The 15,868-nt window shown below is 67.7% G+C and carries 15 protein-coding genes; 1 reads left to right on the plus strand and 14 read right to left on the minus strand.

What is annotated here, in order from left to right; translation table 11 throughout:
• Positions 1-4: 4 nt before the first annotated feature.
• From F1D05_RS01900 to F1D05_RS01915, 4 genes are all read right to left on the minus strand, one after another.
• A complete protein-coding gene (locus tag F1D05_RS01900; RefSeq protein ID WP_185445656.1) occupies positions 5-238 on the minus strand; it encodes an anti-sigma factor family protein in 234 nt (77 codons plus the stop codon).
• Positions 238-876 (minus strand): RNA polymerase sigma factor, encoded by a 639-nt coding sequence (locus tag F1D05_RS01905; protein WP_246486367.1) that lies wholly within the window; start codon positions 874-876, stop codon positions 238-240. The genes F1D05_RS01900 and F1D05_RS01905 overlap by 1 nt, the downstream gene beginning before the upstream one ends.
• Before the next feature lie 75 nt (positions 877-951).
• Positions 952-1,656: a flavodoxin family protein gene (locus F1D05_RS01910; RefSeq protein WP_185445660.1), complete on the minus strand. Its 705-nt coding sequence runs from the start codon at positions 1,654-1,656 to the stop codon at positions 952-954.
• A gap of 29 nt (positions 1,657-1,685) precedes the next feature.
• On the minus strand, positions 1,686-3,665 hold the full coding sequence (locus F1D05_RS01915; protein WP_185445662.1) for a thiamine pyrophosphate-binding protein: 1,980 nt from the start codon (positions 3,663-3,665) through the stop codon (positions 1,686-1,688).
• A gap of 87 nt (positions 3,666-3,752) precedes the next feature.
• On the opposite strand from F1D05_RS01915, the gene F1D05_RS01920 reads away from it, so the two are divergent.
• Positions 3,753-4,379 (plus strand): hypothetical protein, encoded by a 627-nt coding sequence (locus F1D05_RS01920; RefSeq protein WP_185445664.1) that lies wholly within the window; start codon positions 3,753-3,755, stop codon positions 4,377-4,379.
• A gap of 674 nt (positions 4,380-5,053) precedes the next feature.
• On the opposite strand, the gene F1D05_RS01925 is transcribed toward F1D05_RS01920, so the two are convergent.
• The 10 genes from F1D05_RS01925 to F1D05_RS01970 form a co-directional block, all read right to left on the minus strand.
• Positions 5,054-6,268 (minus strand): CynX/NimT family MFS transporter, encoded by a 1,215-nt coding sequence (locus F1D05_RS01925; RefSeq protein WP_206686037.1) that lies wholly within the window; start codon positions 6,266-6,268, stop codon positions 5,054-5,056.
• A gap of 247 nt (positions 6,269-6,515) precedes the next feature.
• Entirely contained in the window at positions 6,516-8,207 is a 1,692-nt protein-coding gene (gene groL / locus F1D05_RS01930) for a chaperonin GroEL (RefSeq protein WP_185445666.1), read from the minus strand.
• Positions 8,208-8,264: 57 nt separating this feature from the next.
• Positions 8,265-9,290 carry an NAD(P)-dependent alcohol dehydrogenase gene (locus tag F1D05_RS01935; RefSeq protein WP_185445668.1) on the minus strand — a complete coding sequence of 342 codons (1,026 nt, stop codon included), beginning with the start codon at positions 9,288-9,290 and terminating at the stop codon, positions 8,265-8,267.
• Positions 9,287-9,991: an iron-sulfur cluster assembly protein gene (locus F1D05_RS01940; RefSeq protein ID WP_206686038.1), complete on the minus strand. Its 705-nt coding sequence runs from the start codon at positions 9,989-9,991 to the stop codon at positions 9,287-9,289. The genes F1D05_RS01935 and F1D05_RS01940 overlap by 4 nt, the downstream gene beginning before the upstream one ends.
• Before the next feature lie 11 nt (positions 9,992-10,002).
• Positions 10,003-11,046: an amidohydrolase family protein gene (locus F1D05_RS01945; RefSeq protein ID WP_185445672.1), complete on the minus strand. Its 1,044-nt coding sequence runs from the start codon at positions 11,044-11,046 to the stop codon at positions 10,003-10,005.
• 19 nt (positions 11,047-11,065) lie between these two features.
• Complete coding sequence (gene mimD, locus F1D05_RS01950; protein ID WP_185445674.1) at positions 11,066-11,437, minus strand: propane 2-monooxygenase effector subunit MimD; 372 nt, start codon at positions 11,435-11,437, stop codon at positions 11,066-11,068.
• On the minus strand, positions 11,434-12,360 hold the full coding sequence (locus F1D05_RS01955; RefSeq protein ID WP_206686039.1) for a hypothetical protein: 927 nt from the start codon (positions 12,358-12,360) through the stop codon (positions 11,434-11,436). The genes mimD and F1D05_RS01955 overlap by 4 nt, the downstream gene beginning before the upstream one ends.
• Entirely contained in the window at positions 12,302-13,714 is a 1,413-nt protein-coding gene (locus F1D05_RS01960; protein WP_206686040.1) for an NADH:ubiquinone reductase (Na(+)-transporting) subunit F, read from the minus strand. The genes F1D05_RS01955 and F1D05_RS01960 overlap by 59 nt, the downstream gene beginning before the upstream one ends.
• 88 nt (positions 13,715-13,802) lie before the next feature.
• Positions 13,803-15,452 (minus strand): methane monooxygenase, encoded by a 1,650-nt coding sequence (locus F1D05_RS01965; protein ID WP_185445678.1) that lies wholly within the window; start codon positions 15,450-15,452, stop codon positions 13,803-13,805.
• A 121-nt stretch (positions 15,453-15,573) separates the two neighbouring features.
• Entirely contained in the window at positions 15,574-15,804 is a 231-nt protein-coding gene (locus F1D05_RS01970) for a hypothetical protein (RefSeq protein ID WP_185445680.1), read from the minus strand.
• Positions 15,805-15,868 lie beyond the last annotated feature (64 nt).

Below are 15,868 nucleotides of genomic sequence, written 5' to 3' on the forward strand. Positions count from 1 at the left end.
AGGGTCAGCGGTCGCGGGGGAAGTTGCGGAAGGTGTCGAGGAGCCGGTCGCGGGTCTCGTCGGAGAGACTCTCCGGCGGGAGCTGGCCGACCTCGTCGATCGTGCGGCGCATCTGGTCGAGGTAGATCTCGCAGCCCTCACAGATCGCCAGGTGCTCGACGAAACGTCGTTCGGTGTCGCTGTCCAGCGTTCCTTCGAGGAAGGCGGTGACGAGTTCGACCAGTTCGGCGCAGGTCATCAGGCACCTCCCGCCGCGGCGGCGTAGTACTGCTCGAGGTGGGTTCGGACAGTTGCCCTTGCGCGGTGGAGCAGGACTCGCTGGTTGGCCGTCGAGATCTCCAGCAGAGCGCAGACCTCGTCCGCGCTCTGCCCGTCGATGTCCCGCAGCGTCAGTACGACCTGCTGGCGGGCAGGCAGCCCTTCGAGCGCAGTCGCCACGACCGCACGCACCTCACGGGCGAGCACCTCGCTCTCGGTGCTCGGCCACGTCTTCGGGAACGCCAGCCACCCGCCCGGGTACGGATCGTCCGGGCCGCGGAAACGGCTCTGCCCGACCGTCGGTCCGTCCTCTGCCAGCAGGCTCGCCCACGGGACCGTGCGATGTTCGCGGACGCCGCGCTTGCGGGCCGTGTTGACCAGGATCCGGTAGACCCAGGTCTTCAGCGACGACCGGCCCTCGAACCTGCCGATCCCCTGGAACACAGCCAGCCAGGTGTCCTGGACGACCTCCTCGGCGCTCGCGTTCGTCGACACGAACGTCCGCGCGAGCCGCAGCATCGAGGTGGACCAGCCGTCCAGCAGACGGGCGAACAGTTCCTCGTCGCCGGCCCGGAGACCGGCGACCAGGACATCGTCGGAAGGCAGGGCCGCAACCACAGCTCGACGGTAATGGACAAAGTCCGTCCGGTACTGCGTCGCGACCATTACTCCTGCCTTACCGGTGCCGCGACGTCAGCGGTATTCGGGGTTCTCGAAGTCGAACCGGCAGCCGGCATCCCACTCCGAGCGCTGGTTGCCGTACGCCGGGATCCCGCCCGCGTCCTTGAGCATCCGGGCCAGGTGCAACAGGTTCCAGGTCATGAAGGTCGTGTTGCGGTTGGTGAAGTCGTTCTGCGGCCCACCCGATCCCTCGTCCAGGTACGACGGTCCGGGGCCGGCCTCGCCGATCCAGCCCGCGTCGGCCTGCGGCGGGACGGTGTAGCCGAGGTGTTGCAGGCTGTAGAGGACGTTCATCGCGCAGTGCTTGACGCCGTCCTCGTTACCGGTGATCAGGCAACCACCGACGCGGCCGTAGTACGCGTACTGGCCGGCGGAGTTGAGGATCGAGGAGTTCCCGTAGAGCCGTTCGATCACCTGCTTGGTGACGGAGCTGTTGTCGCCCAGCCAGATCGGCCCGGCGATCACCAGGATGTCGGCGGCCATCACCTGCTCCTGGATCGCCGGCCACTCGTCGACGGCCCAGCCGTGCTCGGTCATGTCCGGCCAGACGCCGGTGGCGATGTCGTGGTCGATCGCCCGGACGACGTCCACCTGTACGCCGTGCTTCTCCATGATCTTGCGGCTCACGTCGACCAGGCCCTCGGTGTTGCTGCGGTCGGGCGATCGCTTCAGGGTGCAGTTGATGAACAACGCCCGCAGGTCGTCGTAGTCGGTCATCTCAGGTTCTCCTTGCGTGGTCAGGGGATTCACAGCAGTTCGGCGTCCTGCTCGATACAGAGCAGAGCGGGTCCGGTGGTCGCGAAGAGTTCGGTCATCGCCGCTTCGAGGTCCTCGCGGCGGTCGACCCGGAGGCCGGTCGCGCCGCAGAGCCGGGCGTACTGCGCCCAGTCGGGGTTGACGAGGGAGGTGTGCCAGACGGGATAGTCGGCGGCAAGCTGCTCCTTGCTGATCTTGCCGAGCGCGTTGTTGTTCAGCAGCACGTGTTTGATGCCGATGCCGTATTTCACGGCGGTGGTCAGCTCCGCGGCGTACTGGCCGAAGCCGCCGTCGCCGGTGACCGCGAGGACCGGTCGGCCCGGTGCGGCTGCCCAGGCGCCGAGTGCCGCCGGATAGCCGAAGCCGATCGAGCCCAGGTAGCCGGACATCAACACCGGCTGGCCTTTCGACTCCAGGTAGCGGCCCAGCGAGTACGCGTGGTTGCCGACGTCAACAGTTACGACGGCGTCAGTCGGCAGGTGACGTGACAGTACGTCGAAGACGGCCGCCGCGGAGACACCCAAGCCGCGATCGTCGTTCACCCGGCGTGCCTTCTCCGCCCGCCAGATCGCCCAGCGCTCGGCCAAATCCGGCCGCTGGTCCTCGGCCTTCACCTCGGGAAGCCTGTCCAACAAGGCGTTGAGGCTGAGTGCCGCGTCGCCGAGAACGTCCGCCGTGACGGCGTCGAACCGGCCGATCGCGGCATGGTCGTCGTCGAGCTGCACGATCGCCTTGTACGCCGCGATGCCGGTGTGGTTGGAGAACGAGGCGCCGACCACGATCAGCAGATCCGACTCGTTCATCAGCCAACTGGCCACCGGCGTACCGCTGCGGCCGAGCACGCCGGCGCCGAGCGGGTGCGTGTCCGGTACGAGCCCCTTGGCCTTGAAGGTCGTCAGCACCGGGGAGTTGAGGTGCTCGGCGAGCCGGCGTACCTCGTCCTCGGCGGCTCGGGCGCCATGTCCGACGATCATCACCGGCCGGCGCGCGTCGCGGATCAGCGCGGCAGCACGAGACAGCGCGTCCTCGTCGGGACGGATGAGCCGCGCCGAGAGACGTCCGCGCGGAGACGCTGCGGGGGAGTCGGAGGGCAGAACCTGTACTTCGTCCGGCAGCACGAGATGAGCGACACCTCGACCGTCGATCGCGTGCTTCACCGCCAGCCCGGCAAGCTCCGCGTGGTCGCTGCCGGCCTGGATCGCCGTGCTCGAAATCGCCACGTCCTTGAAAACCGCGGTGAGGTCGAGATCCTGGAACGCGCCCCGGCCGAGCACCTTGGACGGGACCTGGCCGGAGATGGCGAGAACGGGGGAGCCGTCGAGCTTGGCGTCGTACAGGCCGGTCAGCAGGTTGGTCGAGCCGGGGCCGGCGATGGCGAAGCAGGCTGCGGGGCGGCCGGTCAGTTTGCCGTACGCGCTGGCGGCGAAGGCTGCCGCGCCCTCGTGCCGGATGCCGATGTAGGTGAGTTCGCCGCGCGCCTCGGCCCGGCGCATCGCCTCGGCGAACCCGAGGTTGGAGTGCCCGACCATGCCGAAGACGTGACTGATGCCGTGGGCAACCAGCGTCTCGACCAGTACGTCGGACACCGTGCGAACCTGCTCCGGTACGGCGGGTAGCTGGACGTAGACGCCGTCGGTCCGTTCATCGACCGGGTACGCCGTCACGCCGTCCGAGAAGCCCTCCGGCGGTTGCCCGGTGATCGGGTCGTAGTCGTATCCGTGCCACGGGCAGCGCAGCAGACCCTTCTCGATCGAGCCCTCGCCGAGCGGTCCCCCTTGATGAGGGCAATGGTTCTCCAGGGCACCCAACCGGGCTCCGCATCGTGCCAGCGCCACGCTCCGGCCGTCGACGACCACGCTGCGAACCCGCCCGTCCGCCGGTACGTCGACCGGGTCGACCCGGTGCCAGCCGTTCCGGGCCACATCGCCGGCGTTGCTCTCGGCCTCGTCCCCGGCCAAGTCGTCGGCCATGTAACGCCTCCCCATCTCGGTGACACGGATACCTCTGATGGGTCAGTGCCGGCAGCAGGCCAGGCGTTACACGAGGAGACTGTGACCATGGACGAATGGAGACTGGACAGCACCCGGAGAGCGCTCCACGGAGTTGCCGAGCTGATCCTGGCCGGGCCGCAGTACCGGCTCGGCGGCGGGATCCGGCTGCGCGTCGTACCGGGTGGGTTCGGGACCGTCGCCATGCCGGACCTCCGGGTCGATGGTGACCTGCTGGTGTGGCCGGACGGGTCGATCGAACTCTCCGGCGGGACGTTCGCCGAGCGGGCCCAGGAAGCCGGGGTGGAGGCGAGCCGGCTGGACGATGTCTACTCCGGCGGGCTGAAGATCGACCCGGACTCGCAGATCGATCTCGACCCGGCTGCCGCCAGGCTGATCGCCGACGCCTTCGGCCGCGGTGATGCCGCGCTCAGGGCCTTCGCCGCCGACAGCACACCGATCCTCTGGCCGGAGCACTTCGACGTCGGCATCACGGTCGACGAGATCAACTACGGAGTCTCACCCGGCGACGACGGCATCGCGGAGCCTTACGCGTACGTCGGGCCGTGGACCCCGCGGACCGGCGACTTCTGGAACGCGTCCTTCGGGGCGACCCGACTGATGGCCGACCTGCCGGACGCGGGTGCCGTTCTCACCTTCTTCCGGACCGGCCAGGAGCAAGCCGGCCTGGAGTGAGTGACTCACCCAGCTAGTGTCCTGTTTCTGAAGTTCGCTGGATAAGTTGGTCTCGGGTGTTTTGTCCTGTGCCGCGTTGGCGGTAGTGGCTTCGGCTGCGTGGCAGTAGTCCTTCGCCCGCCGGGATCGGGTGGGAGTTCGTTCGCCGTCGGGGCACCGGGGTCTGGTGGGGTTGGTCAAGTGCGCGGAGTGTGATTGGGCGGGTCGGCTGGCTCCGAGGCTGTGTGCGTCTGGGATGCTCCCTGTTGCCTGCGGTGTGGGCGTCTTTGTGCATCGGCTGAGTGTTCCGGGCCGATCGCGTGCTCAGGGCGTGCACAAGGGCGCGGAACGCCCGCGTCGGTTGCCGGCCTCTGTGCATCCGCTGAGCGTTTTCCGCGGGCGGAATACTCAGCCGGTGCACAAAGACGCCCGCACTGGGCGTCGGGGTTGGCTGCCATCGGTGCGGCCTCAGACACCTTCCGGGGAGCGGGGGGGGGCCGGGGGCCGGGGAAGGCCTCGTCCCCCGCCCCGGCATGGTGTCAGACCTATCCAGCGAACTTCAGAAGCAGGACACTAGTAGGCCCGTACGCCACGGCCTGCTTGGCGAGGTTGCGGACACTCGCCAGATCACCGAGGTCGGCCTGGACGAAGTCCGCCTTGCCACCGACGTGACCCAGGTCCGCCGGTCACCGCGGTCAACACGATGATCGGCTACCTCCGCACGTTGCAGCGGTAGGCGTCAGGACAGGGGGTCGCGGTGGTCGCGGGCCGGCGGCGAAGCCGACGATCACCTGTACTGCGGCCAGGCAGCTGAAGACGACGAGGGTCGCGGTCCAGCCGCCGGTGTGTTCGGCGAGGTACCCCGCGATGACGGGCCCGGTCGCGGCCAGGAGGTAGCCGACGGATTGAGCCATACCGGACAGTTGAGTGGTCTCGTGGGGCGAGCGGCCGCGGTAGCTGATCAAGGTCAAGGCGGCGACGAGAGCAGCCCCTTGGCCCAGTCCGGCGATGACGGCCCACACGATGACGAGGTCCGGTACGAGGAGCAGGCCCAGCAACGCGATCACGATGGGGGTGCTCGCGACGACCGCGCCGGCTCGCTGGCTGACCGGATTCTTCATCAGGCGGGGGATGGTCAGACCGCCGACGAGGCCGAAGCCCTGGAACAGGAAGAGATGGATGCCGGCCGTCGACTCGGAGACGCCGCCGGTCGTGATCTCGATCGTGGGCAGCCAGTTGACGAGGAGGTAGAAGCTCGTCGACTGCAGGCCCATGTAGAAGGTGACCAGCCACGCCATCGGCTGCCGCCACACACTCACCGGCGGATCACCGCCGTCAACGACCACCGGTGCGATCGGGCCGGAGTTCGAGTGCGCGGGCAGCCTGACCAAGGCGACGACGAGAGCGAGCCCGCCCCAGACCGCCAGCGAGAGACGCCAGTCGGCCAAGTTCGCGATCGGCACGGCCAGGACCGAGGCGAGAGCGGCTCCGCCGGTGATGAACGCGGTGTACACCCCGGTGGCGCGAGACACGTGGGCGGCGTAGTCGCGCTTGATCAGGACGGGGACCAGGACGTTGCCGACGGCAATCGCTGCGCCGATCACGATGGTGCCGATCCACAGTCCGACGTGACCCGTGTACGACCGGGCGACGCTCGCGGCGGCCAGGACGAGGAGCGAGACGAAGACCGCTCGCTCCATCCCGAGTCGCCGGGAGGCGAGATGGACCAGCGGCGAGGCGAGCCCGAAGGCGACCAGCGGGAGCGCGCCGAGCGCACCCTGCGCCGCCTCGCCGAGGTTCTCGTCGAGGCCGATCTGCGGCAGCAGCGGACCGACGGCGGTCAGTGCGGGGCGCAAGCTCAAAGCGACGAGGAACACGCTCGCGGTGATCAGCGGAGCCCGCGTCGCCACTTTGCCCGACCCCGTCACGAAACCACGCCCTCTACCTCGCCCGACTGAAGAAGTTCTCCCTTCAACTTGTAGTCGGGGCGATCCCGCGGCCGTACCCCGGGGTGGCCGTCAGCGTCGGGCCTTGAGTCCAGGGCGATGTCGATGAGCTGGTTCTCCTGGCCACCGATCAGGTTGCGGCGCCCGCTTCGGTAAGGAGCTGAGCGCCCGGATGCGACCAGCTCGCGGAGCGAACAGCGCCGGAGGTGTCTCAGCCGACCGAAGGGCCGAGGCCCAGGGATTGGGGCGTGCTGGAGTCGGGGGAGGGTTGGTGGAGGCCTTCGTCCAGGGGGCCGAACTCGGTCATCAGTGCGGCGCTGCCGCCCCACGGGGTTTGTTCCTCGGCGATCAGGGTGTTGGTGGTCAGCAACAGGCCGGCTACCGACGCACCGTTCTGGAGGGCGGATCTGGCCACCCTGAGCGGATCGACGATGCCCATGTCGAGCATGTTCCCGTAGCGGCCTTCGAGTGCGTCGAAGCCGTCGTCCGGGCCGAGCTGGCTGATCCGTTCCAGTACTTCGGCGCCGTTGTAGCCCGCGTTCGCCGCGATCAGGTAGGCCGGTTCGCGGAGCGCCAGCCGGACGATCTCGACGCCTATCGCGTAGTCGTCCTTCACTTCGAGGTCGTCGAGTGCCGACGCCGCATGCAGGATCGCGACGCCACCACCGGCGACGATGCCCTCGGCCATGGCCGCCCGGGTGGCCGACAAGGCGTCCTCGACGCGGTGCTGGAGTTCCTTCAGTTCCGCGGGGGTCGGTGCGCCGACCTGGATCACCGCGACCTTGCCGGACAGCGAGCCGATCCGCTCGGTCAGTACGTCCTCGTCGACCCCGAAGGTCGCCCGCTCCAGCTCGGCACGGAGTTGCGTGAGCCGGAAGGCCACGTCCTGCTCATGGCCGGCGGAGGCGACGATCTCGGTCCGATCAGCTGTCACCCGCACCTGGTCGGCGCGGCCGAGCTGGTCCAGTGTCAGCGTCTCCATCGTGAATCCCGAGTGCCGGCTGAGAACCGCGCCGCCGGTGATCGCGGCGATGTCCTCCAGCTTGTGCAGCCGCCGGTCGCCGAAGCCCGGCGCCTTGATGCCGACGCAGCGGATGTGCCCGTTGACGTGGTTGTGCACGAGCATGCTGAGCGCGGTGCCCTCTAGGCTCTCGGCGATGATCACCAGCGGTTTCGGGTCCCGCATGACCTTGTCCAGCAGCGGCATCAGCTGCTGCACCTTGGTGATCTTCTCGCTGCAGAGCAGGATGTACGGGTCGTCGAGGACCGCGTGCATACTGCCCGGATCGGTCACCATGTACGGCGACAGATAGCCGTTGTCGAACTCGAATCCCTCGACGAAGTCGACCCGGATCCCGTGGATCGGGGACTCCTCGACGGTCACGATGCCGCCGTCGCCGACCGAGTAGAGCGCCCTCGCGATCACCGCGCCGACCATGTCGTCGTCGTTCGCCGAGATCCCCGCCACCCGGGCGAGGTCGTTCTCGGTGGCGACCGGGTGGGCGACCTGGCGCAGCCGCTCGACCAGCCGCGCGACCGCGACGTCGATACCGCGCTTCACCAGCACCGGGTTGCCGCCGGAGCCGATCGCCCGCATACCTTCGCGGACGATGGCGTGCGCGATCACGGTCGCGGTGGTGGTGCCGTCGCCGACGATGTCGTTGGTCTTGATCGCCGCTTCCTTGACCAGTTGGGCGCCCATGTTCTCGAACTGGTTCTTCAGATGGATCTCCCGGGCGATGGTGACGCCGTCGTTGGTGACCACCGGCGAGCCGGTGATCTTCTCCAGGATCACGTTGCGGCCCTTCGGGCCGAGCGTCGACTTCACCGCCTCCGCCAACTGGTCCACTCCGGACAGCATCAGCTCGCGTGCCTGTGCACCGAATCGCAGTTCCTTGGCCATCGGTCCCTCCTCCTTCGACTGCCCGGTCAGGGCGAACTGTGTGCTCGGATGAGTCTGCTAAGGAACGAGGATCGCGCGCCCTCGGACCCGGCCGGCGTCGAGATCGGCGATCGCCTCGGCGGCGGCGTCCAGTGGGTAGGTCCTGGTGTGCAGGGTGACCTTGCCCGCCTGCGCGAGTGCCATCAGCTCGGCCAGTTCGTTGTACGTGCCGACGATGTTGCCGATGATGTTCCGCTCGGTCGAGATGATGTCCAGGGTCGGGATCCGCAGCTGGCCGCCGTACCCGATCACGAAGTACGAGCCGCCCGGTGCGGTCATCGTGAAGCCGTCCGCCTCGGCGCCCTGCTCGGCGACGAAGTCCAGTACGACGGTCGCGCCGGCGCCCCCGGTCAGATCCTGGACCGCGCCGATCTGGTTGCCATCAGCAACGACAGTGTGATCGGCGCCGAGCTGCTCGGCGAGTTTCAGCGCCTCGGGGTTGCGGTCGACCACGATGATTGTGGTGGCGGTCAGCGCGGCCAGGCACTGGATGCCGATGTGGCCGAGCCCGCCGGCCCCGATCAGTACGCAGGTTGTCCCTGGGTACACCAGCGGGATCGCCTTACGGACCGCGTGGTACGCCGTGATGCCGGCGTCGGCGAGGGCCGCGACATCCTTCGGCTGCGTGGCCGGATCGAGTTTGACGCAGGCCCGCGCGGAGGTGAGCAGGTACTCGGCCATCCCGCCGTCGCTGTCCAGGCCGGGGAAGGTGCTGAACGCACAGTGCATGTCGTCGCCGGCCCGGCAGGCGTGGCAGAGCCCGCAAGTGGGGGTCGGGTGCAGGATGACCGTGTCGCCGACCTCGACGTTGGTGACGGCGGAGCCGATCTCGTGCACCCAGCCGGCGTTCTCGTGGCCGATCGTGTAGGGCAGCGCGGGGTCCATCGCGCCCGCCCACTGTCCCTCGATGATGTGCAGGTCGGTACGGCACACGCCGGCGCCGCCGATCTTGACGACGACGTCCAGAGGCCCTTTGACGCTGGGCTCCGGGACCTCCTCGACCACTGGTTGCTGGTGGTATCCGTGCAGTCGAACGGCTTTCATCCCTCGTCCTCCTCCTCACCCGCACCGGTGGTCGGGTAGCGGTGTCGCAGCATTCCCCGGCAGATGCCGGTGTTGGCCTCGATGCCGACCCTGGAGACGCGGGCCCTGCCCAGGTGCATCGACACCGCGGTACCGGTGATGGGGGCACCGGTACCGGGGTCGACGAGCAGGGGCGCGGCGGGATCGGTGCGGAGACCGAGCTCAGCACGCCGTCGGCACAGTCTGTCCAGCTGTGCCGACGGCGGCGTATCCGCGAGCGTCATCGTCGTCAATGCCGCCGGATCCAGACCGGCCGCCAGGAGCGGCCGGCAGACCTGATCGGTGCCCGCGAGCACCGCCTTGGTCAGGAAGGTCCGCCGCAGCTCGTCGAGCTCGCCGACTGCCTCGCCGGCGAACGACACGGCGAACCCCGCGCGTGCCGCTACGCCGGCGTTGATCTCCGCCGACGCGAAATGGCCCTCCAGCGCCACGTCGGCGCTGCGCACCTCCGGCAGTGCCGACACCACGTCGTACGCGTCGGCGACCATCAGGAAGGCGAAGTTGGGTGCACAGAAGTACGTCGGCAGCCGGAGCCGCACCCGGGCGTCTCCGGCTGCCGACACGATGCACTCCGACACGAAGCCGAGCGTGGTGATCGGCTCGTCGAGCTCCGGGTCCCGGACGGCGTCGAGCGCTGCCAGGACCCGGGACCGCTCCGTCACCGCCGCTGTCATTACTGGGTGACCAGCTTCGCGTCGTCCTGGGCGGCCGGCTCGGCGCCGGCCGGCTGGAACTCGCCCGGCACCTTGATGTCGTACAGCTTGGCCGCGTTCAGCCCGAGGATCTTCTTCTTGCCCTCGACCCCGAGCCGCGGGTAGTCGGAGTACTCGTCGCCCGCGGGGAAGTCCCAGTCGACGAAGCCCTCGATCTGCCACTTCGGCTCCCAGATGCCGTAGTCGCTGCCGAACGTCATCTTGTCCTCGCCCACCCAGAACAGCAGTTCGCCCATCACCTTGGCGAAGAACCGCGGCCGGGCGTGCATCAGAGCGCCGATCACCACCGACAGGCCGGCGTACACGTTCGGCTCCTGGGTGGCCATGAAGCAGAAGTCCTCGATCCGGGGCAGCCCGACGTGCTCGACGATGAAGTTCAGGTCGGGGAAGTCGGTCGCCGCGTGGTCGATGTCCGACACGTCGAACGCGTCCTTGTCCAGCGGCCAGATCGTGGGGCCCTTGTGGACATGGATGTTCTTGATGCCGAGCTCCTGGCTGGCCTCGAGGAAGCGGTACGCCTCGGGGTCCTTGAGCGTCCAGCCGCGGGAGCCCTCCCGCCACTCCGCCGTGTACAGCTTCACGCCGCGCGATCCGTACCGTTCGACGTTCGCCTTCAGCGTCGCCAGGCCGGCATCGCCTTCCCGCGGGTCCCAGCGGGTGTTGTAGATGAACTGGCCCGGGTGGCGCTCGCCCATCTCCGCATTGCGCTCGGTGGTGTTGAATCCCTCCTTGTACCACTCGGTCAGATAGGTGGGCTGGAAGACCGCGATGTCCACGTGACCCTCGTCGAAGACGTCCTTCATCAGGTCGTCCTCGGAGTACTTCTGGAACTTCTCGATCGACCAGTGGGTGTCGGCGGGTCCGAGGCTCTGGTACGCGTGGAAGCACTCGATCCAGCCCTTCGCGTACTGCTCGGCCCCCGGCACCCAGTTGTCCGGTGCGGCGTTCCAGTAGTGCATGTGGCTGTCGACCACGAAGTACTTCTCGCCGTTCTTCTCGTACACGGCTGGCCTCCTGACGGACTCAGTGCGCGGTGAGGTCGAAACCGATGAACTCGGCGGCGTCCTCGGGATTGGCGAACATGATCGTGCGGTCGTCCTCGTGGATCATCCGGCCGTAGTGGGTGGACATGTTCTCCTCGAACTCGGCGGCGTCGAAGAAGCCGGGCTCCTCGCCGAGCGCCTCGGAGATCTCGGCGTAGTCGACGACCATGGTGCCGACCGCGTCGACCCGGATCATCGACGGCAACGGCGTCACGGTGACGTTGTCCTTGGTCCGCATCACGTCGGCGACGACCATCCCGACCTGGTTGTTCATCAGGGTGAAGCCGCACTTGTTGGAGGCGGTGTTGTCGGACTTGAACGGGCTGTCGACGACCGCCTTCAGCGTGGTCACTGGGTCAACTCCTTCGGCTCTTCCAGACCCAGCCCGGTGACCAGGCCGCTGAAGCGGCTCTTCACCCGGTCGAGACCGTCTTCGAATCGTGGTGGCTTGCTGTCCGGCTGCGACCACAGCGGTTGCAGGGTCCTGGCCGCGGAGATCGCCCGGCCGGCCCACAGCGACGTCCAGTCCTGCAGCTGCGCCTTGTTGTGGTCGGCGAACTCGCGGTCGTTGGTGAGCAGTTCGAACATCGCCTTGGTGTAGCGCAGATCGCGCTCGGCGAAGTCGTACTCCTCGGAGCCGACCACGGTCGGTGTGACGAAGTCGCCGTTACCGGGAGCGGCCTGCTGGACCAGGTGGCTGCGGAACAGCTCACCGACGAGTGGCTCGAAGACGATGTTCGCGGCGAAGATCGCCTCGCACCAGTCGTCGATCGCGGTCAGCTGCTCGGCCACCTCGCGGACGCCCTGCCAGGCCGGGTCGGACTTCCACGTCTCCAGGTGGGCGGCGCCGTCGAACCCTTCGATCTCCTCGCTCAGCGTCAGGTTGTAGAGCGCGAGGTCCTGGGCGGCACGGATCCGGTGCATGCTGTTAACGGAGATCGCGTTGTTGTGCATGTTGGTGGGAGCACGCCGGTTGGCGTTCGCGAACAGGTACAGGCCGAGGCCGTGGTCGACGTGCATCCAGGCGCCGACGTGCTGCTCGACGAACCGGATCCAGTTCCGGTTCCACTGCTCGAACGCCTTCGACTGCCGGGCCGCGTCGATGTTCTGGTTGAGCTGCCGGACGACGTTGGAGTTGTACCGGTACAGCGTCATCTCCCACTCTTCGTTCGGATCCCGGAACTCGTGCCAGCCGGTGGCCGGCCAGTCGTAGCCCTTACCGCCCGAGCCGGGGAACCGGGCCGGTTCCGGCCGGTCGGAACCCCAGGCCTTCAAGGCGGTCCAGTCCAGCGGGTAGCCGCCGCGGCCGTCGGAGAACCCGTACAGCCAGCCCTGACTGAGGTAGTGCCTGGGGTCCGGCTGGACCTCGACCGTCACGTCCTCGTAGTGGGTCTGCTTGCGCTTCTGCGGCTCGTAGTAGTTGTACCGGCGGGCCGTCGAGTCGGGGAATACCTTGGCCCCGGCCTCCGCGTCGGTGAACACAGGCTTCGGAACGCTGCGTTCGGGTGTGATCGTCATCAGGTACCTGCCTCATCCTTGCGTCGCGTTGCCCGGCAGGGGCCGGACCGGCCCCGGTGGACAGCGGCGTGCCGGCGTCACCGGTAGTGGTGAACTTGTCGTAGAAGATGCGCTTCTGGGCGACACCCAGCTGCTCGAGCAGTGGCAACGCCGCCTCGACCATCGGCGGCGGCCCACACACATAGGCGTCGGCGCCGGCCAGCCCGGACTCGTGCCGCGCGACCACATCGGTGATCAGGCCTGTTTCGCCCTCCCACCCGTCGCCCGGTTCGGGCTCGGACAGTGCCGGCACATAGCTGAACCTCGGCAACCGGTCCGCCAGCTCGCGCAGTTCGGTGTCGAAGCAGAGGTCGCGACGACGCCGCGCCCCGTAGTAGTAAACAGCCGGCCGGTCGATGCCGCGTTCCGCCATCGAACGCAACAGGGACAGGATCGGTGCCATCCCGGCACCGCCGCCCAGGAAGACGAGCCGGGCGTCCGGGGCGTCCCGGAGGGTGAACACCCCGAACGGCCCGGTCAGCGTCACGTCGTCCCCGACCGCCAGCTGCTGGTCCAGGTACTGCGAGAACAACCCGCCCGGGTACACCCTGATGACGAACTCGAGCCGGCCACCGTCCTTGGTGGTCGTGTTCGCCATCGAGAACGAGCGGGTCAGGTCGGTCCCCGGGACATGGAAGTCGACGTACTGGCCCGGGAAGAACTTCAGTTGGGTGGGTTCCTTGAGCCGGAGTACGAGGTGCCGCATGTCGTGCGTCACCGGCTCGTTCGACGACACCTCCGCGGTGGCCTCCTGGATCGGCAGACCGGAGCGGATCATGTCGGCGTCGTAGTTCAGCAGCTCGATCGTCAGGTCCTCGTACGGATGCGCCCGGCAGAGCAGCGTGTAGCCCTCTTCGAGCTCGTAGTCGGGCAGGGCGAACGTGGAGTACCGATCCAGCTCGATGTCCTCACCGTCGAGGACGAACGACTTGCAGGCCGAGCATTGCCCCTCCTTGCAGCCGTGCATCAGCATGATGCCCTGCTCCGCGGCCGCGCGCAGTACGGTCTGGTCCTCGTCGACCTCGATCTCGATGCCGACCGGTTCGAACCGCACGACATGCTTGTCGCCCATGGAGGTCCTTCCGGTCGAGTCGGTGCTGGTTGGCCGAGCCGGGGAGTGGGGAGGGACGGCTGGATGCCGCCCTCCCAACCCGAGGGGCTCACTCCTCCTTGGGGGCGCGGCCGGCAGGACCACCTCTGACGTAGCGGGCGGCGAAGGCCTGCCGCTCGTCGGGGGTCATCTCGTTCAGCAGCACGTTCGGGCTCTGCAACGGCGGGCAGCGGCGCAGGTGGTCCAGCGTCCACATCTTGTCCGGGTTCAGATCCAGGTGCGGCTGCGCGACCATCGTCTTGCCGTCGTCACGGACGAAGCCCATGTCGGACACGACGTCGGCCCAGTTCCAGCCGTGGTAGAGCGTCTCCCACTCGCGCATCCCGATCAGCTTGCCCATGTTGGGCGTCTCCCGGCCCTGGTACGTCGGCCGGAAGGCCGTCGCATCGGTCCAGTGGCACGGCTCGCTGCAGTACGTCCGGACCTGGCCGTCGACCTCGTCCATCACCATGTCCTCGCGGACCAGGCAGGGGACCATGCAGGTCCAGCAGCGGTGCGGGTACTCGTAGTCGACGTCCTCGAACACGATCGGGTGATGCCCGTTCGGGGTCGCGAGCCGGTTGTAGGCCTCCCACCACTTGCCGTACTTGTCGTACCAGCCGGGGTACTTGAACTCGAACCACTCGAAGTCCTTGTCGGTCATCGGGTCGATCCGCCAGTAGTTCGCCAGCCAGCCGGTGGCGAAGAACTGCGCCACCTCGTGCACGTAGCCCTTGTTCCAGATCTGGTTCCAGGACTCCTCGATCAGGTCGTGCGGGATCTCGAGGCCGTACTTCTCCAGCGGCACCAGGTAGCTGCGGTAGTAGTCGTCGTAGATCCAGCGGCGCCACATCTCGGCGTAGCTCTCCCGATCCTTGCGCCGGTCCTTGGTGCCGTACTCGATGAAGGTGCCGATCGCCGCGTCGACGACGCGGTGGTTGTTCCACCAGGCGTACCGCAGGTCGCGGGCCAGCAGTTGGTGGTTGCCTTCGTCGGCCAGCGCCATCAGCAAGGTGGCGTAGCCGTTGCTGATGTGCCGCGACTCGTCGGACTGGACCGAGTGGAAGACGGTCGGCAGCAGGTAGTCGCCGTTCGCGGCCGCCTCGGCGGGCATCGCGACGAACAACGTGTTGGTGAAGGCGGTCTCGGCCACGATCGTGAGGTAGACACTGGCCGCGGTGATCGCGTCACCGGTGATGAAGCCTTCCGCGAACTGCCGGCCGATGGTGCCGCAGTAGTCGCTCTGGAAGTTGCGCAGGCTGGAGTTGAAGCCCGCCGGGTCGATGTAGTTGTTCATGTACAGGCGCTTGAGGTTCTGCTGGATCGTCGAGTGCCTGACCTCGTCGATCATCTGGATCGCCTGGCCGTTGTGCAGTTCGGGGTTCGGCACGGTGCGGAACAGCAGCGGCATCGCCCGCGCGGCGGAGATCTCCGGCAGCGGGATGATGCTCAGGAACAACTTCTGCCACTCCAGCCAGCGCTCCTGCACCTGGCGGAACATGTTGCCGCGGATGGCTCCGTCCGAGGCGCCGTAGACGCGGTGGTCCTTCTCCTCCTGCATCGGGAAGTACGACCGCAGGACCTGCTTCAGCGGGTCCTTCTTCTGCGCCTTCTGGAACGTGTAGTCGGTCCCGTACTGCGAGACCGGCTCGTGGTACGCGGGTTCCCAGGAGAGTTCCTGGATCTTCTGATGGGCCTTCGCCACACTTTGGCGACTCATGGCACTCCTCACCTTCGCGGTGGCCGCCGGCCCTCGAAGGGCCTACGTCTTGCCTATTGCCTTGCGTTTGAAGTACATCGCCGCCGTACCGGCCGGGAGGTCTCAAATTGAGACCCTGTCGTCAGCGGTCGCCGAACACTGCTTGCCTGATCCGGGCGAGCTCGGCCTCGGAGTCGGGCAGCGTCCGCGTATCGCCTGGACTGGAAGGCCGGATGCCGAGCGTCAGCAGCAGGGCTCCGGCCGCCTCGCCGGGGTCACCCGCCGACCCCAGTACGGGGTGCAGACCGGCATCGGCGAGCTGGTGGAAGACCGCGTTCACGATCGTCCAGGGGTTGTAGGTCTCGTCGTCCATGGAGTACCTCCTGCTCTGCTCCCCATCCCACCCCCGCGCGAGCGGCCTGAGTGTCTCAATCTGA

This window comes from Kribbella qitaiheensis (assembly GCF_014217565.1).
Taxonomy (GTDB): Bacteria; Actinomycetota; Actinomycetes; order Propionibacteriales; family Kribbellaceae; genus Kribbella; species Kribbella qitaiheensis_A.